Origin of the sequence: Streptomyces sp. NPDC056600 (assembly GCF_042792855.1) — a bacterium.
Taxonomy (GTDB): Bacteria; Actinomycetota; Actinomycetes; order Streptomycetales; family Streptomycetaceae; genus Streptomyces.
The window spans coordinates 1-21,925 of the sequence record NZ_JBHTVQ010000075.1 but is presented as its reverse complement, the minus strand read 5'-3'; the positions used below and the strand labels follow the sequence as shown (position 1 = coordinate 21,925).

20 protein-coding genes are annotated in these 21,925 nt (G+C 73.3%); 10 read left to right on the top strand and 10 right to left on the bottom strand.

What is annotated here, in order from left to right; all coding sequences use genetic code 11:
- Positions 1–15 precede the first annotated feature (15 nt).
- Entirely contained in the window at positions 16–1,434 is a 1,419-nt protein-coding gene (locus ACFRAV_RS27670; protein ID WP_382559278.1) for an alkaline phosphatase PhoX, read from the top strand.
- Positions 1,435–1,541: 107 nt separating this feature from the next.
- Here the strand turns inward: ACFRAV_RS27670 and ACFRAV_RS27665 are convergent, their stop codons facing one another.
- Positions 1,542–2,780, bottom strand: a complete 1,239-nt coding sequence (locus tag ACFRAV_RS27665) for a TerD family protein (protein ID WP_382559276.1) — start codon at positions 2,778–2,780, stop codon at positions 1,542–1,544.
- Between the two features lie 484 nt (positions 2,781–3,264).
- Here ACFRAV_RS27665 and ectA point away from each other — a divergent pair, with 484 nt between their 5' ends.
- From ectA to thpD, 4 genes are all read left to right on the top strand, one after another.
- On the top strand, positions 3,265–3,831 hold the full coding sequence (gene ectA / locus ACFRAV_RS27660; RefSeq protein WP_382559274.1) for a diaminobutyrate acetyltransferase: 567 nt from the start codon (positions 3,265–3,267) through the stop codon (positions 3,829–3,831).
- Positions 3,832–3,959: 128 nt separating this feature from the next.
- The gene (ectB, locus tag ACFRAV_RS27655) at positions 3,960–5,231 is read left to right on the top strand and encodes a diaminobutyrate--2-oxoglutarate transaminase (protein WP_351118184.1); all 1,272 of its coding nucleotides are present in this window, start codon (positions 3,960–3,962) and stop codon (positions 5,229–5,231) included.
- Positions 5,232–5,292: 61 nt separating this feature from the next.
- Positions 5,293–5,691, top strand: coding sequence for an ectoine synthase (locus ACFRAV_RS27650; RefSeq protein ID WP_382559271.1), 399 nt, complete (start codon positions 5,293–5,295; stop codon positions 5,689–5,691).
- A 5-nt stretch (positions 5,692–5,696) separates the two neighbouring features.
- Complete coding sequence (gene thpD, locus ACFRAV_RS27645) at positions 5,697–6,611, top strand: ectoine hydroxylase (RefSeq protein WP_382559269.1); 915 nt, start codon at positions 5,697–5,699, stop codon at positions 6,609–6,611.
- Positions 6,612–6,740: 129 nt separating this feature from the next.
- On the opposite strand, the gene ACFRAV_RS27640 is transcribed toward thpD, so the two are convergent.
- The 3 genes from ACFRAV_RS27640 to ACFRAV_RS27630 all read right to left on the bottom strand — a co-directional run bounded on the left by ACFRAV_RS27640 (position 6,741) and on the right by ACFRAV_RS27630 (position 9,887).
- Positions 6,741–7,793: an aminotransferase class V-fold PLP-dependent enzyme gene (locus ACFRAV_RS27640; RefSeq protein ID WP_382559266.1), complete on the bottom strand. Its 1,053-nt coding sequence runs from the start codon at positions 7,791–7,793 to the stop codon at positions 6,741–6,743.
- Positions 7,794–7,980: 187 nt separating this feature from the next.
- Complete coding sequence (locus ACFRAV_RS27635; protein WP_382559264.1) at positions 7,981–8,691, bottom strand: DsbA family oxidoreductase; 711 nt, start codon at positions 8,689–8,691, stop codon at positions 7,981–7,983.
- Between the two features lie 95 nt (positions 8,692–8,786).
- A complete protein-coding gene (locus tag ACFRAV_RS27630) occupies positions 8,787–9,887 on the bottom strand; it encodes a pyridoxal-phosphate-dependent aminotransferase family protein (RefSeq protein WP_382559262.1) in 1,101 nt (366 codons plus the stop codon).
- Between the two features lie 266 nt (positions 9,888–10,153).
- On the opposite strand from ACFRAV_RS27630, the gene ACFRAV_RS27625 reads away from it, so the two are divergent.
- Together ACFRAV_RS27625 and ACFRAV_RS27620 are read left to right on the top strand one after the other, a co-directional pair.
- On the top strand, positions 10,154–11,656 hold the full coding sequence (locus ACFRAV_RS27625; protein ID WP_382559260.1) for a PstS family phosphate ABC transporter substrate-binding protein: 1,503 nt from the start codon (positions 10,154–10,156) through the stop codon (positions 11,654–11,656).
- A gap of 33 nt (positions 11,657–11,689) precedes the next feature.
- On the top strand, positions 11,690–12,781 hold the full coding sequence (locus ACFRAV_RS27620) for an amidohydrolase family protein (protein ID WP_382559258.1): 1,092 nt from the start codon (positions 11,690–11,692) through the stop codon (positions 12,779–12,781).
- 66 nt (positions 12,782–12,847) lie between these two features.
- On the opposite strand, the gene ACFRAV_RS27615 is transcribed toward ACFRAV_RS27620, so the two are convergent.
- The 3 genes from ACFRAV_RS27615 to ACFRAV_RS27605 all read right to left on the bottom strand — a co-directional run bounded on the left by ACFRAV_RS27615 (position 12,848) and on the right by ACFRAV_RS27605 (position 15,913).
- Positions 12,848–13,639, bottom strand: a complete 792-nt coding sequence (locus ACFRAV_RS27615; protein WP_382559256.1) for an enoyl-CoA hydratase/isomerase family protein — start codon at positions 13,637–13,639, stop codon at positions 12,848–12,850.
- Between the two features lie 135 nt (positions 13,640–13,774).
- A complete protein-coding gene (locus tag ACFRAV_RS27610) occupies positions 13,775–13,996 on the bottom strand; it encodes a helix-turn-helix domain-containing protein (protein WP_030578326.1) in 222 nt (73 codons plus the stop codon).
- 318 nt (positions 13,997–14,314) lie between these two features.
- Complete coding sequence (locus ACFRAV_RS27605) at positions 14,315–15,913, bottom strand: ABC-F family ATP-binding cassette domain-containing protein (protein WP_382559253.1); 1,599 nt, start codon at positions 15,911–15,913, stop codon at positions 14,315–14,317.
- A gap of 195 nt (positions 15,914–16,108) precedes the next feature.
- Between ACFRAV_RS27605 and ACFRAV_RS27600 the strand changes: the two genes are divergently transcribed.
- Entirely contained in the window at positions 16,109–16,522 is a 414-nt protein-coding gene (locus ACFRAV_RS27600) for a VOC family protein (protein ID WP_382559251.1), read from the top strand.
- A gap of 53 nt (positions 16,523–16,575) precedes the next feature.
- On the opposite strand, the gene ACFRAV_RS27595 is transcribed toward ACFRAV_RS27600, so the two are convergent.
- From ACFRAV_RS27595 to ACFRAV_RS27585, 3 genes are all read right to left on the bottom strand, one after another.
- Positions 16,576–18,042 (bottom strand): hypothetical protein, encoded by a 1,467-nt coding sequence (locus ACFRAV_RS27595; protein WP_382559249.1) that lies wholly within the window; start codon positions 18,040–18,042, stop codon positions 16,576–16,578.
- 89 nt (positions 18,043–18,131) lie between these two features.
- Positions 18,132–19,268, bottom strand: a complete 1,137-nt coding sequence (locus ACFRAV_RS27590; RefSeq protein WP_382559247.1) for an alpha/beta hydrolase — start codon at positions 19,266–19,268, stop codon at positions 18,132–18,134.
- A gap of 88 nt (positions 19,269–19,356) precedes the next feature.
- Entirely contained in the window at positions 19,357–20,034 is a 678-nt protein-coding gene (locus ACFRAV_RS27585; RefSeq protein ID WP_382559245.1) for a class II aldolase/adducin family protein, read from the bottom strand.
- Positions 20,035–20,337: 303 nt separating this feature from the next.
- On the opposite strand from ACFRAV_RS27585, the gene ACFRAV_RS27580 reads away from it, so the two are divergent.
- Together ACFRAV_RS27580 and ACFRAV_RS27575 are read left to right on the top strand one after the other, a co-directional pair.
- A complete protein-coding gene (locus ACFRAV_RS27580) occupies positions 20,338–21,591 on the top strand; it encodes an anion permease (protein ID WP_382559243.1) in 1,254 nt (417 codons plus the stop codon).
- A gap of 43 nt (positions 21,592–21,634) precedes the next feature.
- Complete coding sequence (locus ACFRAV_RS27575; protein WP_351118167.1) at positions 21,635–21,856, top strand: hypothetical protein; 222 nt, start codon at positions 21,635–21,637, stop codon at positions 21,854–21,856.
- The last annotated feature ends 69 nt before the right edge of the window (positions 21,857–21,925 follow it).

The window sequence follows — 21,925 nt, the reverse complement described above, 5'->3', positions numbered from 1 at the left end:
CGTCCAGGAGAACCCATGTCACTGTCGCGCAGGGACTTCACCAGACAGTCCGCCCTCACCGGCGCCGGGATCGCCCTCGCCGGCAGCGTCGGCGTGCTGGCCAGCGCCCCCAACGCCCTGGCGGCGGACGACGTCACCACCGCCGACGGCGAGCACGCCGGCCCCGGCTACGGCCCGCTGCTCGCCGACCCCGAGGGACTGCTGGCGCTGCCCGCCGGGTTCTCCTACCGGGTGCTCACCCGGGCCGGCGAGACCCGCCTGGAGTCCGGCGAGGCCACCCCGTCCCACCACGACGGGACGGCGGCCTTCGACGGCGGCCGCGGCACCGTCCTGCTGGTCAACAACCACGAGCTGGGCGGACCCCGCTCCAACTGGGTCAACCCGGTGCCGCTCACCGAGGGCCTGGTGTACGACCCGGCGGCGTCCGGCGGCTGCACCGTGGTGGAGGTCCGCCGCGACGGGCACGTCACCGAATGGGTGGGCATCGCCGGCACCGCCACCAACTGCGCGGGCGGCAGCACCCCGTGGGACACCTGGCTGACCTGCGAGGAGACCGAGGACAAGGCCGGCCAGAACGGCATGACCAAGGACCACGGCTACGTGTTCGAGGTCGACCCGCTCGACGAGCGCGCCAACCGGAATCCCGAGCCGATCAAGGCCCTCGGCCGTTACGCCCACGAGGCCGTCGTCGTCGACCCCAAGCGCGGCCACCTGTACCTGACGGAGGACGCCTCCAACCCCAACGGCCTCCTCTTCCGCTGGACCCCGCCGGAGGGTTTCCGCCACGGCCGCGGCAAGCTCGCCTCCCTCGCCGACGACGCGGGCATCCTGCAGGCGCCCCGCTGCTTCGACTCGGCCGGCCGCTTCGTCGACGACCTCTCCCGGGCCACCCGCATCGGTACGGTCTACGGCGTCGACTGGGTGGACGTCCCCGACCGCGACGCCCGCACGGTCTCGGTGCGCAAGCAGTTCGCCGCCGGCGAGGTCACCCGGGCCCGCAAGCTCGAGGGCATGTGGTGGGGCGACGGCGGGACCTACCTGGTCTCCTCCTTCGCCCGCGCCGAGAGCCCCGGCGCGGCCCACGACGGCGCCGTCTGGTTCTACGACCCCAAGCGCCGCACCCTCACCCTCAAGGTCCTCATCGGCGTCAACCCCGACCCGGAGGCCGAGGGGAACTTCGACGGCCCCGACAACATCACCGTCTCGCCCTACGGCGGCCTGGTCATCGCCGAGGACGGCGAGGGCCTGAGCCACCTGTTCGGCGCCACCGACAGCGGCCGCACCTACCCCATCGCCCGCAACGAGCTCAACGACAGCGAGTTCACCGGCGTGACCTTCTCGCCCGACGGCCGCACCCTGTACGCCAACATCCAGACGCCCGGCATCATGCTGGCCATCACGGGCCCCTGGAAGCGCCAGCACCGCAAGGGCTGACCGCCGAGGGCCGCACCGTCACGGGGTGATCGGCCTGCATCACCCGGTCCGGCGGCGGGTGCCCGAGGGCGCCCGCCGCCGGCCGGACCGGCCGGTCCGCGGTTCCGTCAGAGCGCGCGGGCGGACGGCTGGAGCATGTCGCGCACCGTGCGGGCCTTCACGAACTCGCCGATGGCCGTCATCTCCCACTCGCCGGAGTACTGGCGGATGAACTTGGCCATCATCACGCCCGTCTTGGCCTCCGCCGAGGTGAGGTCGAAGCGCACCAGCTCGTTGCCCGAGGCGTCCAGCAGGCGGCAGTAGGCCTTGGCGACCTCGGTGAACTTCTGGCCGGTGAAGGAGTTCACCGTGAAGACGAGGCCGGTGACCTCCTGGGGGATCCGGCCCAGGTCGACGGCGATGACCTCGTCGTCACCGCCGCCCTCGCCGGTGAGGTTGTCGCCGGAGTGCTTGATCGCGCCGTTGAGGATGGACAGCTTGCCGAAGTAGCAGGCGTCGACCACGTTGCGCTGCGGGCCGTAGGCGATCACCGAGGCGTCCAGGTCGATGTCCTTGCCGCGGTAGGCGGGCTCCCAGCCCAGGCCCATACGGACCTGCGAGAGGACCGGCTGCCCGCCCTTGACCAAGGAGACCGTCTGGTTCTTCTGCAGGGAGACGCGGCCCTTGTCGAGGTTGACCTTGCCGGAGCCCGGCGCGGGCGCGGCGGGTGCGGCGGGCGGCGCCGGGGGAGCGGGAGTGGAGGCGAAGGCCCGCGGATCGGCGACGGTGGGCTGCGGGGGAGCGGGCGGCGCCGCGGGAGGAGCCGGGGGAGCCGCGGGCGCGGGCGCCGCCTGGGCGGGGGCGGGCGAGGCGGGCTCCTCCACGGAGACGCCGAAGTCGGTGGCGATGCCGGCCAGCCCGTCGGCGTAGCCCTGCCCGACGGCACGGGCCTTCCAGACGCCGTTGCGACGGTAGATCTCGATCACCACGAGGGCCGTCTCGGAGCCGAGCCCCGGCGGGGTGAAGGTGGCGAGGACGGAGCCGCCGTCCGCGTCGCGCAGCGTGGCGGTGGGCTCGATGCCCTGGAAGGTCTGGCCGGCCGCGTCCGGGCTGGCCGTCACCACGATCTTCTCGATGGCCGGCGGGACGGCGGCGGTGTCCACGGTGACGGAGTCGGGAGACGTCCCGCCGCCCGAACGGTACGTCACGCCCGGTCCTGACGGCTGGTTGTAGAAGATGAAGTCGTCGTCCGAGCGCACCTTGCCGTCGGCGGTGAGCATCAGGCCCGAGACGTCCAGCCGCACCGGTGCGGTGACCTCGACCGTCACACGGGCGGGACTGAGGGGGATGTTCGAGCCAGGGGTCATAGCGGTCATGTGAGGAAGAACGACCGGGAGCCTTTTACCGTTCCCTTACCGGCCGAACGGGTGGTCCGGACGGGGCGCGAGGGACGGGGCCGCCCGGGCCCCGGGAGTGGTGGCACGATGCCCGCGCCTGCATTCCCTGTCGGCGAAAAGGGCTCGATCCTTCGGTGCCGTCGGTGAATTTGAGCGGTAATTCGGGCGCTTATTCACCGCACGTTTCCTATTCGAGTATGCCCAATGCGTGGAAGGTCAAACGTCAAGGTCTTGCGAAGATCATGAGGGCGATCCGAGAGGGTCGAGTCGGTGTTACGTCAATGTAATCAGGTTCACAGAGCGACCCTTTTGTCGCGTTCGCACCGGCCGAAACTTCACATAACACCCTTCGTGACACCGTCCGCTGCGCGCCCGCGTGATACCACAACATGCCGATCCGCGTAACCCCGTGCGGGAATGCATTTCTCATTTCCGCTGGGTAAGTTCATTTCGCATGACTGCCCTTCAAGCAGCCCCGACGACGCAGACGACGACGACTTCTGAATTTCCCTGCGGATTCCGTGACGGATTCCGCGTCGAACGCCCGGACGTGGCCGACGGCGCCGCCCTGTGGCGCATCGCCCGAGACTCGCGGACGCTCGACCTCAACTCCTCCTACAGCTACCTGCTGTGGTGCCGTGACTTCGCCGCCACCTCCGCGGTGGCCCGCTCCGAGGACGGCCGGGTGGCCGGCTTCGTGACCGGTTTCCTGCGCCCCGAGGACCCCCGGGTCCTCCTGGTGTGGCAGGTGGCCGTGGACGAGCGGTACCGCGGACACGGACTGGCCGGCCGGATGCTCGACGAGCTGGTGGCCCGGATCGACCGCGAGAGCGAGCTCGGGGTGGACACGGTGGAGACCACCATCACCCCGGGCAACCGGGCCTCCGAGCGGCTCTTCGCCTCCTTCGCCGCCCGCCACGGCGCCCAGGTGACCCACGAGGTCCTGTTCGCCGGCGAGCAGTTCCCCGCCGAGGGAGAGGCCCACGCTCCCGAGGTACTGCACCGCATCGCACCGCTGTGAGCCACCACCGGAGGCTGCCCCCACCGCCGGCGGCCCCCGCGCCCGGGAACTCCGGCCCGCCCGCCCGTGCGGCCCTCCCCCTCCCGGCTTCCCCGACGTCTCCGACTTCCCACGAGGAGCTCCACGCCGTGACCGTCACCCAGCCCGACCTGACCGTCTTCGAGACCCTGGAGTCCGAGGTGCGCAGCTACTGCCGCGCCTGGCCCACCGTGTTCGACCGCGCCCGCGGCAGCCACATGTACGACGAGGAGGGCCGCGCGTACCTCGACTTCTTCGCCGGCGCCGGCTCGCTGAACTACGGCCACAACAACCCGGTGCTCAAGCGCGCCCTGCTGGACCACCTGGAGCGGGACGGCGTCACCCACGGCCTGGACATGTCGACGACGGCCAAACGGTCCTTCCTGGAGACCTTCCACCGCCTCGTGCTCCAGCCCCGCCACCTGCCCTACAAGGTGATGTTCCCGGGCCCGACCGGCACCAACGCCGTCGAGTCGGCGCTCAAGCTGGCCCGCAAGGTGAAGGGCCGCGAGTCGGTCGTCTCCTTCACCAACGCCTTCCACGGCATGTCGCTGGGCTCGCTCGCCGTCACCGGCAACGCCTTCAAGCGGGCCGGCGCCGGCATCCCGCTGGTCCACGGCACCCCGATGCCGTTCGACAACTACTTCGAGGGCACGGTTCCCGACTTCCTGTGGTTCGAGCGCCTCCTGGAGGACCAGGGCTCCGGCCTCAACAAGCCCGCCGCCGTGATCGTGGAGACCGTCCAGGGCGAGGGCGGCATCAACGTCGCCCGCCCGGAGTGGCTGCGCGCCCTCGCCGAGCTGTGCGAGCGGCAGGACATGCTGCTGATCGTCGACGACATCCAGATGGGCTGCGGCCGCACCGGCGCCTTCTTCTCCTTCGAGGAGGCCGGCATCACCCCGGACATCGTCACCGTCTCCAAATCCATCAGCGGCTACGGCCTGCCGATGTCGCTCTGCCTGTTCAAGGGCGAGCTGGACGTGTGGGAGCCGGGCGAGCACAACGGCACCTTCCGCGGCAACAACCCGGCCTTCGTCACCGCCACCGCCGCCCTGGAGGCGTACTGGTCGGACGGCTCCGCCCTGGAGAAGCAGACCCTGGCCCGCGGCCTTCAGGTCGACCAGGCGCTGGCCCAGATCACCGCGGAGAACCGCCCCGACGTCAAGGAGTACCGCGGCCGCGGCCTGGTGTGGGGCCTGGAGTTCCGCGACAAGGAGCGGGCCGGCCGGGTGGCGCGCCGCGCCTTCGACCACGGCCTGCTCATCGAGACCTCCGGCCCGGAGAGCGAGGTCGTCAAGCTGCTCCCCGCGCTGACGATCACGCCCGACGAGCTGGACGAGGGCCTGCGCGTCCTCGACCGGGCCGTGCGGGAGACGGCGTGACGCGCCGTCCCAGCCCCCGCACGACCGCCGCAACGATCACCGGAGAGGTGAGCACGACACCGTGATAGTCCGATCCTTCAAGGAGCTCGAGGGCACCGACCGGCATGTGAAGGCCGCCACCGGCACCTGGGAGAGCAAGCGCATCGTCCTGGCCAAGGAGGGCGTCGGCTTCTCCGTGCACGAGACGGTCCTCTACGCGGGCACCGAGACGACCATGTGGTACGCCAACCACATCGAGGCCGTCGTCTGCACCGAGGGCGAGGCCGAGCTCACCGACGAGACCACCGGCGAGAAGTATCTGATCACGCCCGGGACCATGTACCTCCTGAACGGCCACGAGAAGCACACCATGCGGCCGAGGACGGACTTCCGCTGCATCTGCGTCTTCAACCCGCCCGTGACCGGACGGGAGGACCACGACGAGAACGGCGTCTACCCGCTGATCACCGAGGAGGTCTGAGCACCGTGTCCACCACGACGGCCGCAACCGCCGCGCACCGCGTCACCGACCTGTACCCCACCCGTGGGGCCCGGGAGGTGACGGTCCCCCGCCAGGACCCCGTCGTCTGGGGCAGCCCGGACGCGCCCGGCCCGATCCAGCCGCAGGACCTCGGCGCCTTCGAACGCGACGGCTTCCTGGCGGTCGACCAGCTGATCACCCCGGAGGAGGTCCAGGTCTACCGGCGTGAGCTGGACCGCCTGGTGGCAGACCCGGAGATCCGCGCCGACGAACGCTCGATCGTCGAGCCGCGCACCCAGGAGATCCGCTCCGTCTTCGAGGTGCACCGGATCAGCGAGCTCTTCGCCCACCTGGTCGCCGACGAACGCGTCGTCGGGCGGGCCCGGCAGATCCTGGGCTCGGACGTCTACGTCCACCAGTCCCGGATCAACGTCAAGCCCGGCTTCGGAGCCTCCGGCTTCTACTGGCACTCGGACTTCGAGACCTGGCACGCCGAGGACGGTCTGCCCAACATGCGGACCGTGTCGGTGTCGATCGCCCTCACCGAGAACTTCGACACCAACGGCGGCCTGATGATCATGCCGGGGTCGCACAAGACCTTCCTCGGCTGCGCGGGCGCCACGCCCGAGGACAACTACAAGAAGTCGCTGCAGATGCAGGACGCGGGCACGCCGTCCGACGAGGCGCTCACCGCGCTGGCCGGGCAGCACGGCGTCAAGCTCTTCACGGGCAAGGCCGGTTCGGCGACCTGGTTCGACTGCAACTGCATGCACGGGTCCGGCGACAACATCACGCCCTTCCCGCGCAGCAACGTCTTCGTCGTCTTCAACAGCGTGGAGAACGCCGCCGTCGAGCCGTTCGCCGCGCCGGTGCGGCGCCCCGCCTTCCTCGGGGCCCGCGACTTCACGCCGGTGCGCTGAGCCGGCCGCGTCCCCCGGGCGCGCCGGGCATCCCCTCCGCCCGGCGCGCCCCAGGCGCGTTCCACCGCGCCGGTCGGTCCGGCGTGCTCGAGCGGCCGGCGGACCGGGGCGTTCGGCGCGCCGGGCCGTTCAGCGTTCCAGGGCGTCGAGCAGGCGGTCGACGTCCCCGGGGCCGTTGTGCAGGTGGAAGGCGGCCCGCAGACTGCCCGCGCGGTCGGAGACCTCGATCCCGGCCGTGGACAGCGCGGCCCGCCGTCCGCCCAGCCCCGGCACCGATACGATCGGTGAGCCCGGCGAGGGCAGCGGCTCGTGCCCCAGCCGCAGCAGACCCTCGCGGAAGCGGTCCGCCAGCGCCAGGTCGTGCCGGCGGACCGCCTCCACCCCCACCTCCTCCACCAGGGCCAGGGACCGCGCCCCGGCCACGCAGGCGACGCTCTGCGGCTCGTCGAACCGCCGCGCCGTGCCCGCCGGTTCGGTCACCGGCCCGTAGCAGCTCGCCCACGGGTCCTCGCCTGCCACCCAGCCGGCCGCCAGCGGCAGCAGCCCGCCGAAGTCCTCCGGGACGGTCAGGAACGACAGGCCGAACATGCCGCACAGCCACTTGTGGGTGACGGTGACGGTGAAGTCGTACTCCCCGGCGTCCAGCGGGAGCCAGCCCGCCGCCTGGGACACGTCCAGGCAGATCCGCGCACCGTGGGCCGAGGCGGCGGCGCGCAGCGCGGGCAGGTCGACCAGCCGGCCGTCGGCCGACTGCACGGCGCTCACCGCCACCATCGCGGTCCCCGGCCCGACCTCGTCGGGGATCCGCTCCAGGGGCACCGTCCGGACCTTCAGGTCGCCGCGCACGTGGAACGGGTTGACCAGCGAGCTGAAGTCGCCCTCCGCCGTGAGCACCTCGGCGCCGGCCGGCAGCGAGGCCGCGATCAGCGCGCAGTACCCCACCACCGAGGTGCCGACGGCCACCCGGTCGGCACTCACGCCCATGATCCGGGCGTAGGCGGCCCGGGCCTCGTCGACGGGCCCGAAGAAGTCGGGGGGCAGACCCGCCGCGCCCCCGTCCAGGACGGCACGGACGGCGCGGGCGGAACGGGCCGGGATCAGGCCCACGGCGGCGGTGTTCAGGTACACGCGCGTCGGGGCGAACTCGGACGCGACGACAGGGGCACGGTCGAGGTTCGGCATGACACTCACGATGCATCCCCGGCCGCTCCCCGTCCACGGCGCGTCACCGCGCGGCGCGGCACGCGCCCGGCACGCCGCAGCGGACACGGCACGCCGCAGCGGACACGGAGCGCCCCCGCCGGGCCCGGGGCGCCGCGGCGGGCAGGGGGCGTGCGCCGTCACCAGGGGGACGGCGCACGCCCGTCCGTCACCGCTGCGGGACCTCGCAGCCGTCGGGTCCGCATGCGTCCCCGTCGGAGAGCACCGTCAGCGGCGACCGCTCGCCCCAGGCCTGGGTGAGGGCCTGGGAGAACAGCTCCACCGGCTGCGCGCCGGACACCCCGTACCGGCGGTCGATGACGAAGAACGGCACGCCGGACACGCCCAGTTCGGCCGCCTCCTGCTCGTCGGCCCGCACCTCGGGGGCGTACGCGGACGGGTCGGCCAGCACCTCGCGCACCTCGTCCTCCGCCAGGCCGGCCCGCACGGCCAGCTCGACCAGGTACTCGTCGGCGTCGCCGAAGACCGAACGCTCCTCGGCGAAGTTGGCCCGGTAGAAGAGGTCCAGCAGCTCGCTCTGGCGGCCGCGCTCCTTCGCCAGCTGCAGCAGCCGGTGCAGGTCGAAGGTGCCGCCGTGGTCACGGCCCTCGGACCGGTACGGCAGGCCCTCCCCGGCCGCCTGCGCGGCCAGGTTGGCCTCCCCGGCCGCCGCCTGCTCCTCGGTCATCCCGTACTTCTTGGCCAGCAGCCCGAGGACCGGCTCCACGTCCCCCTTGGCGCGCCCGGGATCCAGCTCGAACGACCGGTGCACGACCTCGACGTCGTCACGGTGCGCGAAGGCGGCCAGCGCCTTCTCGAAACGGGCCTTCCCGACGTAACACCAGGGGCACGCTATGTCGGACCAGATCTCCACACGCACGGGGGCACTCCATCAAGCAGGGGGCAGTTCTCCGTGCGGAAACCGTTCGCCCGGCCGCCGCATTCCCGGCGGCCGGACGCCGCGGTCCGGGGCCCCTACTTCCAGGCGCTCGCGGCGGCCCGCAGCGCACCCGCGAGGTCCACCTCGGCGCCCCGCTCCGCCAGCGCCGCGCCCAGCGCGGCCAGGCTGCCCTGGACGGCGCCCGGCGTGGCGTCCCGGCCGTAGTGGTTGACCCGGATCATCTCGGAGGCGAGCGCGCCGCCACCCGCCGCCAGCGGCAGCGCGGGGTCGGCCGCCAGCGCCCGCGCGACCAGCTCGGAGGCCACCACCCCGGCCGGGGTGCGCAGCGTGGTCGCCACCGGCGCGGCGTCCCGCGCGTCGTGGACGTACGGCTCCAGCCCGCCGCCCAGCGCCACCGCGCCGGCCCGGGTCGCCGCGGCGGCCGACGCGTGGCGGGCCATCAGCGCCTCCAGGCCCTCGCCCTCGACCCGCTCCACGCAGGCCTCCAGCGCCAGCATCTCCAGCTGCGCCGGGGCGTGCAGCAGCGCGGTGCGGCCGCGGTCGATCCACCGCTCCTTCCAGTCCAGCAGCGACAGGTAGGAGTGGCGGGGCGCCTTCGGGTTGGCGGCCATCCGCGCCCAGGCCCGCTCGCTCACCGACACCGCGGAGACGCCCGCCGGGCCGCCCAGCGCCTTCTGCGCGCCGATCACGCACAGGTCGACGCCCCACGCGTCGGTCAGCACCGGCTCCGCGCCCACGGAGGCCACCGCGTCCAGGTACAGCAGCGCGCCGTGCTCCCGGACCACCTCGCCGATCTCCCCGACCGGGTTGGTGTTGCCGGTGGCCGCCTCGGCGTGCACCAGCGAGACGAAGTCGATCTCCGGGTGCTCGGCCAGCGCCTCGCGGATCTGCCCCGCGGTCACCGCGGTGTGGAAGGGCACCGCCAGGTCGTGCACCGTCGCGCCGCAGTCGCGCAGCCAGTCGCCGAAGGTCTGCCCGTAGGGACCGGTGACGACGTTCAGCGCCACCGTCCCCGGACCCGCGCAGCCGCGGATCGCGCCCTCCAGCGGCAGCAGCGCCTCGCCCTGGGTGATGACCACGTCGTTGCGGGTGCCGAGCAGCCGCGCCACCCGGTCCGCGACGTCGGCGAAACGGGCGGCGCTGAGCGGCGCCAGGTCCAGGAAGGGGTGGGTCACTGTGGTGCTCTCTTCGCTCAGGAACTGCGGGGGACTGGCACGTGTGCCGCGCGCGGGCCGATGCGGGAAGGTCCGGCGCGGGAAAGGCCGATGCGCCCTGAGGGTAACCGGTGCCCGGGCGGGGCGGCGGACGGCCCGGTTCGGCCGCCCTCGGTACGGCCGCGGACACCCGCGGGGAACGGCCCGGCAACAGCCGGTGAACTCTCACGCCCGCCGCCGCCCAGGGCCTCCCCGAAGCGTGGGGCCGACCGTACGTTGTCCCCACCATGGACACGTTCCCCTGGGAGATCACCCTCACCGTGCTCGGCGTCGTCATACCGACGGTGGCCGGCGTGTACGAGTTCTTCTTCATCGGCAGGAGGCGGCTCGGCTACCGCATCCAGATGGACACCCGGGCGTTCGGCGGCGAGTTCGCCGGCGCGCGGCACCCCTCCCTGGTCCTGGTCCGGATCGAGAACAACGGCTCGGTCCCCGTCGACGTCGACGACTACATGGAGACCGACCCGGTGGGGCTGTCCGTCCGCTTCCCGCGCCGCCGGGTCGTGCGCGCCTTCGACCCCGCCCGGCGCGGCCCCAGTTCGCCCACCAACGCGATACCCGAGCTCAACCGGGACCCGGAGCGGGCCGAGCCCGACGTGCTGCGGCTGCCCCGGGTACCGCTCAACCGCAACGAGCACTACAAGGTGCTCGTCCTGCTCGACGAACTCGACGGGGACGCCGCGCCCGACCGGGACGGCGACGCGTCCGACGCGGTGATGGAGAGTCGGATCAAGGGCGGCCGGGTCATCCGCACCCGGTACCGCTCGGGTGTGTCCCGGGGCGTGGTCGCGCTGATCACCGTGATGGCCTCGCTGATCGTCGCGCTGTACTACGTGTCCGGCGAGGACTCCGCCGCCGCCGTGGACTGCGCTGCCGGGAAGCTCACCGTGGTCGGCTCCACCGCCTTCCGTCCCGTGGTGGAGAAGGCCGCCGAGAGCTACCTCCGGGCCTGCGCCGGCGCCCCCGGCGAGGTGGAGATCGAGGTCCGCGCGGCCGGCAGCCAGGAGGGCGTCCGCGCCCTCGACGAGGCGGGACGCCGCGCCGGCGAGGCGGGCCCGGCGATGCTCGCCTTCTCCGACGGGCCGAAGGGCGAGGGCCACCCGCAACTGCTGCCCCGCCCCGTGTCGTTCTCCCTCCTCACCCTGGTCGTCAGCGAGGACGCCGGGGTCCAGGACCTGACCCCGGCGCAGATCCGGCGCGTCTACGCGGGCCGGTACCGCAACTGGAAGGACGTCGGCGGCAACGACCTGCCGATCGCCCTGGTCGGTCGCTACTCGAGCTCCGGCAGCCGGCGTGCCCTGGAGGAACGCCTCCTCGACGGCGCCACCGAGCCCAACGTCACCTCTCAGGACTGCCGCCGGCGGGTCGCCCGCCCCGACAACCCCACGCTGCGCTGCGAACGCGGCTCCACGGCGGAGGTCCTGGACACCGTCGCCGCCGTCCCGGGCGCCCTCGGCTACGCGGAGGCCCACGCGGCCGCCGCCGAGGCGGACCGCCTCCACCTGGTCCGCATCGGCGGCCAGCCGGCCGAACTGGACGCCGCCGACCGCGGCGTCTACCCGTTCTGGGCGACGGAGTACGCGTACACCTACGGGCAGCCGGCGGCCGACTCCCTGACCGCCGGGTTCCTGCGGTACATCACCCAGGAGGTCGGCCAGGACGTGATCCGCGAGTACGGCCAGCGGCCCTGCGCGGACCTCGCCAACCCGCGGCTGTGCCGCCCCTCATGACGGAGCGGGACCGGGGGATCTAGGGTGCGGGGCATGAGCGATCACGCGGTGCTGCGGGTGAAGGGGAGGGTGCTGGTCGGGCCCGAGGAGGTCCTCGACGAGATCTGGGTGGTCGGCGGGCGGATCAGCCTCGACCGCCCGGCCGGGGCCCGGGACGTCCGCACGGTCGAGGGCTGGGTCCTGCCCGGGCTGGTCGACGCCCACTGCCACGTCGGACTCGGCGCCCACGGCGCGGTGCCCGACGACGTCGCGGAGAAGCAGGCGCTGACCGAACGGGAGGCCGGTGCGCTGCTGCTGCGGGACGCCGGATCGCCCGCCGACACCCGGTGGACCGACGACCGCGAGGACCTGCCGAAGATCATCCGGGCCGGGCGGCACATCGCCCGCACCCGGCGCTACATCCGTGACTTCGCCTGGGAGATCGAGCCGGAGGACCTGGTCGCGTACGTCGCCCAGGAGGCGCGGCGCGGCGACGGCTGGGTGAAGCTGGTCGGCGACTGGATAGACCGCGGCGAGGGCGACCTCGCGCCCTGCTGGCCCCGCGGGGCCGTGGAGGCCGCGATCGCCGAGGCCCACCGGCTGGGCGCTCGGGTCACCGCGCACTGCTTCGCCGAGAACTCGCTGCGGGACCTGGTCGAGGCGGGCATCGACTGCGTCGAGCACGCCACCGGGCTCACCGAGGAGACCGTCCCGCTCTTCGCGGAACGGGGCGTGGCCATCGTCCCGACCCTGGTCAACATCGCCACCTTCCCGAAGCTGGCGGCGGGTGGGGAGGAGAAGTTCCCGCGCTGGTCCGCCCACATGCGGCGGCTGCACGAGCGGCGCTACGAGACGGTGCGCTCCGCGTGGGACGCCGGCGTGCCGGTGTTCGTCGGCACCGACGCCGGAGGATCGCTGCCGCACGGGCTGGTCGCGGAGGAGGTCGCCGAGCTGGTGCGGGCGGGCATCCCGGCCGCCGACGCGGTCGGGGCGGCCTCGTGGACCGCGCGGTCCTGGCTCGGCCGGCCCGGCATCGAGGAGGGCGCCCCCGCCGACCTGGTCGTCTACGACACCGACCCCCGCCAGGACGTCACCGCCCTCGCCGCGCCGCGCCGCGTCGTCCTCGACGGCCACGTGGTGGCGTGAGCCGAGCGTGAAGGCCGGGGCCCCGTGGACGGAGCCCCGGCCGAAGACGGTGGCAGGGGAGGGGAGTTACTCCCCGACCCCCGCGAGGTCCCGCAGGCGCCGCCCCTGCGCGGCCCGCTCCGCCGCCCGCTGCTCGTCGAACGTGCGGCCCGCCGCCCCCTGCAGCAGCGCCTTCGTCTCGATCACCGCGTCCCGCGGCGCGGCCAGCAGCGCGGCCACGAGATCACGCACCGTGTCGTCCAGCTGCTCCCGCTCCACCGCGAGGTTGGCCAGACCGCTGGTGACCGCCTCCTGGGCCGTCACGAACCGTCCGGTGGCGCAGATCTCGAGCGCACGGGCGTATCCCACGAGCGCCACCAACGGCTGCGTGCCGGTGAGGTCGGGCACCAGGCCCAGGCTGGTCTCGCGCATGGCGAACTGCACGTCGTCCGCGACGACCCGCAGGTCGCAGGCGAGGGCGAGCTGGAAGCCGGCGCCGATGGCGTGCCCCTGCACGGCCGCGACGGTGACGATGTCACTGCGGCGCCACCAGGTGAACGCCTCCTGGTACCCGGCGATGATCGCGTCCATCTCGGCGTCGCCGCCGCGGGCCATGCCCAGGAAGGACGGCTCGCCGGGGAAGCCCTCGGGCGTGAACGCCTGGCGGTCGAGCCCCGCGGAGAAGGACTTGCCCTCACCGCGCAGCACGACCACCCGGACGTCGCCCGGAAGCGCCCGGCCGGCCTCCGCGAGGGCCCGCCACAGGGCAGGGCTCTGCGCGTTGCGCCGGGCCGGGTTGGTCAAGGTCACCGTCGCGGTCTCACCGTCGACGACGAGCCGGACTCCGTCCTTGTCGAGGACAGGGTCGAGCGAAGTCATGACGCCTCCGAATGGGTGCGGTCGGCCGGCGCGTCCCCGTGAGACGCGCCGGTAAGTGACTGCACAGTAACCACCCGGCCGGTCGGGGGACCGACCGGGTGGCCGCCGTTCGTCGGAGCCGACGGCTGCCCGGCCTCAGGCCGACTGCGCCTTCTTGCCACGCGTCGCCCCGCCACGCCCACGGAGCGTGACACCCGACTCGCTGAGCATCCGGTGCACGAAGCCATACGAGCGGCCGGTCTCCTCGGCCAGCGCCCGGATGCTCGCACCGGAGTCGTACTTCTTCTTCAGGTCTGCCGCGAGCTTGTCGCGCGCGGCGCCGGTCACCCGGCTGCCCTTCTTCAGAGTCTCGGCCACCCGTGCCTCCTCAGCGGAAGTGCGCTCTGGTCCTCTCATGATCACCCCTCCCCGCCGTCCTGGCCACCCATTCGGCAAGGTCCGTGCGACCGGCTTTTGACGACAGGAGCGTGTGCGCACAATCGGAATGCGTCATTCTGTCGACCGGTACCCGTACAGCTGAGCGGTATTCCGGACGAATCAGCAGGTCACGGACGCAACGCGGCCGGGCTCCCCGAAGCGGGGAGCCCGGCCGAAAATGCATGCACGACACACCTGGGTACCAGGTGTTCTCACACAGATGATGGAGCGGGGATCGTCCGAATGATCCAATACGGGTCAGGCGAGCGCCACCAGGTCGGCGTACGAGGCGCCCCAGAGATCCTCGATGCCGTCCGGGAGCAGGATGATCCGCTCCGGCTGGAGCGCCTCCACCGCGCCCTCGTCGTGGGTCACCAGCACCACCGCGCCCTTGTAGGTGCGCAGCGCCCCGAGGATCTCCTCGCGGCTGGCCGGGTCGAGGTTGTTGGTGGGCTCGTCCAGCAGCAGCACGTTGGCCGAGGAGACGACCAGCGTCGCCAGGGCGAGGCGGGTCTTCTCGCCGCCGGAGAGGACGCCGGCCGGCTTGTCGACGTCGTCGCCGGAGAACAGGAACGAGCCGAGCACCTTGCGGACCTCGACCAGGTCCAGGTCGGGCGCCGACGAGCGCATGTTCTCCAGCACCGAGCGCTCCGGGTCCAGCGTCTCGTGCTCCTGGGCGTAGTAGCCGACCTTCAGGCCGTGCCCGGGGACGATCCGGCCGGTGTCGGGCTGCTCCACCCCGGCCAGCATGCGCAGCAGGGTGGTCTTGCCCGCGCCGTTGAGGCCCAGGATGACGACGCGTGAGCCCTTGTCGATGGCCAGGTCGACGTCCGTGAAGATCTCCAGCGAGCCGTAGGACTTGGACAGCTCCTCGGCCATCAGCGGAGTCCTGCCGCAGGGCGCCGGCTCCGGGAAGCGCAGCTTGGCGACCTTGTCGGACTGGCGGGCGTCCTCGAGGCCGGAGAGCAGCCGCTCGGCGCGGCGGGCCATGTTCTGCGCGGCGACCGTCTTGGTGGCCTTGGCGCGCATCTTGTCGGCCTGGGCGTTGAGCGCCGCGGCCTTCTTCTCGGCGTTCTGGCGCTCGCGCCTGCGGCGCTTCTCGTCCGCCTCGCGCTGCTGCTGGTAGAGCTTCCAGCCCATGTTGTAGACGTCGATGGCGGCCCGGTTGGCGTCCAGGTAGAAGACCTTGTTGACGACCGTCTCGACCAGCTCGACGTCGTGGGAGATCACGACGAAGCCGCCGCGGTAGCTCTTCAGGTAGTCGCGCAGCCAGACGATCGAGTCCGCGTCGAGGTGGTTGGTCGGCTCGTCGAGCAGCAGGGTGTCGGCGTCCGAGAAGAGGATGCGGGCCAGCTCGATACGACGGCGCTGACCGCCGGACAGGGTGTGCAGCGGCTGGCCGAGCACCCGGTCGGGCAGATTGAGGGCGGCGGCGATGGTGGCGGCCTCGGCCTCGGCGGCGTACCCGCCCTTGGTGAGGAACTCGGTCTCCTGGCGCTCGTACTGCTTCATCGCCTTCTCGCGCGTGGCGCCCTTGCCGCTGGCGATGCGCTCCTCGTTCTCGCGCATCTTGCGCAGCAGCACGTCGAGCCCGCGGGCGGACAGGACACGGTCGCGGGCGAGCACGTCGAGGTCACCGGTACGGGGGTCCTGCGGGAGGTAGCCGACCTCGCCGGAGCGGGTCACGCTGCCGGCGGCGGGGATGCCCTCGCCGGCCAGGACCTTGGTGAGGGTGGTCTTGCCGGCGCCGTTGCGGCCGACGAGGCCGATGCGGTCGCCCTTGGCGACGCGGAAGCTGGCGGACTCGATGAGGACGCGGGCGCCAGCACGCAGTTCGATACCGGTGGCGGTGATCACGGACAGACTCCAGGGCGTGAGAAAGGGCGGACGGTCTTCGCGGAGGCGTACCGCCGTCTAATGCGCGAGGAGAAAGGCCATGCGGAAAAGTCTAACGGGCGGATGCAAGCGTATTTCCCGGCGTGCGTTGTCGGACCGGGGTGCCAGACTGTGCGTCAGGTCACACAAAACCGACATCCGAGGCAGGTGGTAGCGATGGCCGACTCCCGAGGGGGGCCGTCCGGTCTGTGCCCGACGCTGCTCTACGCGGACGCCAGGGCGGCGGTCCGGCAGCTGACCGAGGCCCTGGGCTTCCGGCAGCTCGCCCTGTACGAGGGCGGGGGCGGCACGGTGGCGCACGCCGAGCTCGCCCAGGGCGGCGGGGTGGTGATGCTCGGCTCCAAGGACAACGGCGGAGTCTTCGCCCGGGCCATGCGGGACGCCGGCCCGGCCGGGGTCTACGTGGTCGTCGAGGACGTGGACGCCCACCACGCCCGCGCCGTGGAGCACGGCGTGGAGATCCTCACGGCGCCGGCCGACCAGGACTACGGCTCACGGGACTACATGGCCCGCGACCTCGAGGGCAACGTGTGGAGCTTCGGCACGTACGCCCCCGGCACGCCCGCCTGAGCCGACCGCGCGCGGCTTCCCGCGCGGCGACGCGGGGGCGCGGCGGACGGCGGTCAGCCGCCCCCGGTGTGCACCTGGAAGGCCGCCCGGCGCACGGCCCTGGCCAGCGCCGGGTCCGGGTGGGCCGCGGCCAGGGCCACCAGCACCTGCACGGTGCGCGGGTGGCCGACGGCGCGGACCTCCTCCAGCAGCTGCGGCACGGTCGGCTGCATCGCCGACTCCAGGTGGCGCACCAGCATCGGGCCCTCGCCGTGGTCGGCCACCGCCGCCGCGGTGTCGACCCACAGCCAGGTGGCCTCCTCCCGGGTGAGCACCTCGTGGGCGTCCTCGGCGTCGGCGCCCTCGTGCACGGCGAGCCACAGCAGCGCGTAGGGCCGCAGCACCGCCTCGGCGGCAGAGGCGCGGACCTCCGCCTCGGCGGGCGCGCCGACGACCCGCAGCGCGTCGAAGGCCAGGCCGCGCAGCAGGGCGTCCTCGCCGCGCGCGGCGGTCAGCAGCTCGGCGACCGCGCTGCCCACCGGACGGGCCGCCAGCCACGCCTGGTACTCGGCGCGGGCGGCGTTGGGCCGCAGCCGGGCGCAGCCGCGCAGCATGTCCTCGGCGGCCTGCTCGATGTTGCCCGCCGGGCTCTGCGCGGCCACGCAGATCTGCTCGAGCTTGACCCAGACCGCCCAGCTGCCCAACGGGGTGAGCGTGGCCTGCCGGGCCGGCCCCTCGTCCTCCAGCTCCAGGGCGCCCACGCCGGCCAGCGCGCCCAGCGCCCAGTCCAGCAGCGGGGCGAACTCACCCGCCGTGACCGGCCGGGGGGCCGTCCCCTCCTCGGGCGGCGGCGAGGCCGTCGGCTCGGTGGGCGGCTCGGAGGGATGGGCGTCCGGTGTCGCCGTGTAGGGGACCTCGCAGCGCTCGGTGCGCAGCTCGGTGACCCGCTGCCCGAGCAGGTCCAGGAGCTGCTCCACCGGCACCGGTCCGGCCGACAGCTGGAGGAAGGAGAGCACCTGGGGCATCGCCGAGACGGTGTCGGACACCGCGGAGTGCTCCAGGTCGTCGGGCTCGGGGCAGGCCAGCGACCAGGCGTCGAAGAGGGCGACCCAGCCGCGCAGCACGGCGCTGTCGTCACGGTCCCAGGCGCGCAGCCGCCAGCCGGGGCGGGCGTCGGCGCCGTGCACCTCGACCAGTCCGGCCAGCCGGGCGATGTCCCAGTCGGAGCGGACCCGCTCGACGCTCAGCCCGAGCTCCCGGGCGGCGCGGGCGGCGGTCGGGTCGGAGAGCGTGCCCTTGCCGTCGGGGGTGCCGCCCTCGGTGCCGGGGCCCAGCGCCGCGTCGGCCCAGCGGGCCACGCGGACCGGGCCGGTCAGCCGGGCGCGGGCCATGGCGGCCAGCGCGGAGCGGGGCGGCGTCCCCTCGGGTGGCCGGGGCGCCGGCCTCGGGGCACGCCGCTGGTCCGTCACTCGGGGGGCGGCGGCCAGGGGTCGGGTACGGACGAGTCGAAGCCTGGAGTCGCGCGGGTTACGGGACGTCACGGGGGCAGTCTCTCGGTTGGGGGACCGAAAACCCAAACGGAACGTCCGGTCGGCCTTCGGAAGGGTGCCTCCGAAGGCCGACCGGGGCGTCACATGAAGGGCGTGAGGAAGCGGCGCACGGCCTCTTCGTACCGGTTCGGGTCGCTGTTCCACATCGCCGCGTGCGGCGCGTCGGGGAAGGTCCGCAGCGTCACGAGCTGCGGCAGGCGGTCGGCGAGGGCGCGGGACAGCTCCCAGTCGGCCACCTCGTCGTCGGGCCCGTGCAGGATCAGCGTGGGTGTCCGCAGCGGTTCGGGGGCGTCCCAGGCGGGGTCCTCGTGGGCCTGCAGCCTGCCTCGGGCCGCGCGCACGGCCAGCGGCAGCAGGGCGCGGGGCACCCCGCGGGCGGAGGCCAGGGTGCGCGCCGTCGCCTCCCAGTCCAGCACCGGCGAGTCCAGCACCAGCCCGGCGATCCGGCTCCGCAGCGGCGAGCGCTGGGCCGCACGCAGCGCCATGGTCGCGCCGGCGGACCAGCCCAGCAGGACCACCCGGCGCGCGCCGAAACGGACGGCGTAGCGGATCGCGGCGTCCAGGTCGCGCCATTCGGTCTCGCCGAAGTGGAACCGGCGGTCGGGGGAGCGCGGGGCGTCCGGGTCGCCGCGGTGGGCCAGGGCGAGCACCGCGAAGGACTGGTCGTGGAAGAAGGGGAGCAGGTTGAGCACCTGCTCACGGGTGGAGCCCAGGCCGTGGGCGGCGATCACCCAGGTGGAGCGCTGCCCCGGCATGAACCAGGCGGGCAGCATGCCCAGCTCGCCGGGGACCTCCACGTCCGCGTAGGTCAGGTCCAGGGCGGTCACCGGGTTGCCGACGCGCAGCGACGGGGTGAGCCACACGCGGTCGCCGGGACGGAAGGAGCCCCGCTGCACGCTCCGCAGGCCGCGGACGACCGCGTCGGCGGCGTGCGCGACGTCCTCGCGGACCGGGCCGACCACGGCGTGCGCACCGCCGGCCCCGGCGTCCTTGCCGATGAGCCCGTAGTACCCCGGGCGCAGGGCCGCCAGGTCGCGGGTGAGGCTGATCCAGTCCTCGCCGACGGCGTGCACGGTGAGATGGGGTTCCGTGGGCAACGGGCGGTCCGGTGGCGTCTTGAGCGCGGCGTCTCCCGCCAGCCGTCCGGCGGCCACGGCCGCCGCCGCTCCGGCGACCGCCGTGACAGCTGTAGCGGCCTTGATGTTCACAGTGCGCACCTGACCAGTTTCACGGAGCTCCCCAGACCTCGCCACCGCAAGCCGCGTCGGGCTTCCTCGCACGCACATGTGCCCCGTTCCGGCGCTGTCAGCCCTCGGCGGGCCGCCCGTAGTGCCGCAGACGCTCCGCGGTCTCCGCGAGCTGTGCGGGCGTCAGGAGGGAGGGGGAGCGGCCCGGGACGGAGGAGGCGAGCAGCCACAGGCGGCACATCCACTCCAGCTGGGCGGTGCGGTCGTACGCCTGGTCGAGGTCGTCGCCGCAGGCCACCGTGCCGTGGTTGCGCAGCAGGCAGGCCGTGCGGTCCCGCAGCGCGTCCACGGCGGCCGCGGCGAGCTCCCCGGTGCCGTAGGCCGCGTAGCGGGCGACCCGGACCGGGCCGCCGAGCGCCGCCGTCATGTAGTGGACCGGCGGCAGCTCGTCGACCAGCGTGGAGACGGCCGTGGCGTGCACCGCGTGGGTGTGCACCACAGCACCGGCGCCGGTGGCGCGGTACACGGCGAGGTGCAGCGGCAGCTCGCTGGTCGGCTCGGCACTCCCCAGCACCCGGCGCCCGTCGAGGTCCACGCCGAGCACCTCGCCGGGCCCCAGGCGGTCGTAGGGCACCCCGGAGGGGGTGACCAGCACCGTGTCGCCGACGCGCACCGAGAGGTTGCCCGAGGTGCCGACCACCAGGCCCTCCTCGGCGGTGCGGCGGGCGGCGGCCACCAGCCGCCGCCAGGCCTGTGCCGTTTCGTCCGGTACGCTCGTCCGCTCGGTGTCGCGCATGGCGGGGATCCTGCCACCTCCGGAGGCCTCGCCGGGGCCGTGACAAGGATCTCCCCGGCGCCGCCGGAACCGCCGTGCCGCAGCCGGCCCGCGCGGGGTGCCCGGGAGACGCGGAAGCCTTGCGGCCGTTGGGCCGCATCGACAGGTCGACACCTTCGGGCGGCGCCGCGGGCCGACGGTCCGGGACCTCCGTGGGGCCCGCATGGGTGAGCGTAAACCGCGCGTAGGGCGTCAGTTCACCTTCCGTTCACCCTGGTTACCTACGTTCGAATCGCCAACGACGTCGAACGATTGCCTGGGTAAATGGAAAGCTTCTCGCTGATCCTCGCGATTGTGGTGATCACCGCTCTCGCGTTCGATTTCACGAACGGTTTCCACGACACCGCCAACGCCATGGCCACCACGATCTCCACCGGCGCGATGAAGCCGAAGATCGCCGTGGCGATGTCCGCCGCGCTGAACCTTGTGGGTGCTTTCCTCTCCGTGGAGGTCGCCAACACGATCTCCAAGGGACTCGTCGACGAGTCGGGGATCCAGCCCGAGGTGATCTTCGCGGCCCTGGTGGGCGCCATCCTCTGGAACCTGGTGACCTGGCTGGTCGGTCTGCCGTCCAGCTCCTCGCACGCCCTCATGGGCGGTCTGCTGGGCGCCACCGTCGCTTCCGCCGGCTTCGGCGCGGTCAACGGCGGCACGCTGGTCACCAACGTGCTGATCCCGGCTCTCGCCGCCCCGGTGGTGGCCGGCATCGCCGCCACGGTCGGCACGCGGATGACCTACAAGCTCGGCTCGAAGACCGAGGAGCGGACCGCCAAGAAGGGCTACCGCGCCGGCCAGATCGCCTCCGCGGCCCTGGTCTCCCTCGCCCACGGCACCAACGACGCCCAGAAGACCATGGGTGTCATCACCCTGGCCCTGGTCACCGGCGGCGTGCTCGTCCCGGACTCCGACCCGCCGGTGTGGGTCATCGCCTCCGCGGGCATGGCCATCGCGCTCGGCACCTACCTCGGCGGCTGGCGCATCATCCGCACCATGGGCAAGGGCCTGACGGACCTCCAGCCGCAGCAGGGCTTCGCGGCCCAGACCTCCGCCGCCACGGTCATCCTGGCCTCCTCCCACCTGGGCTTCTCGCTCTCCACCACGCACTCCGTCTCGGGCGCCGTGATGGGCGCCGGCCTCGGCCGCAAGGGCGGCGTGGTCCGCTGGTCCACCGCCGGCCGCATGCTGGTCGCCTGGCTGCTCACCCTGCCGGCCGCCGCGCTGGTCGCCGCGGGCGCCGAGTACGTCACCCAGCAGGGCACCTGGGGCACCGTCGTGGTGGCCGTCTTCCTGGTCGGCTCCAGCCTCGGCATCTGGCTGCTCTCCCGCCGTGAGGTCGTCGACCACACCAACGTGAACCAGGTGGAGGAGGACGGGGTCGTCGCCGACGCCGTCGCCGCGGTCGGCGTGCCCCCGACCCTCGCGGTCGAGGAGGAACTCGGCCGCGTGATGCCCGCCCAGGCCACCGGCCCCGCCCTCGGCCTCGACGAGAAGCACGCGACCTCGCCCGCCAAGGTCTGACGACCTCCGGCGCACTCCCCAGCGAACCAGGAAGAGAAGCAGCATGAACATCGACTGGGCGGCTCTCGGCTCCGTCTTCGGGGTCAGCCTCGTGGCCACCGTGGTCCTGGTGGGCCTGTTCACCCTCGGCATCGCCGGCCTCTCCCAGAAGGAGAAGGCGGCCCGCACCGGGGGCACGGCCCCCCTCGCGGTCACCGGCGCCTACCTCAGCTTCGCCGGCTGCGCGGCGGCGGTGGCGTTCGGCATCTACCTGATCGTCGCCTGACCTCCCGGTCGGGCACGGCGGCGCACGGAAATCGCCCGAGGGCCCGGCGGAGACACACTCTCCGCCGGG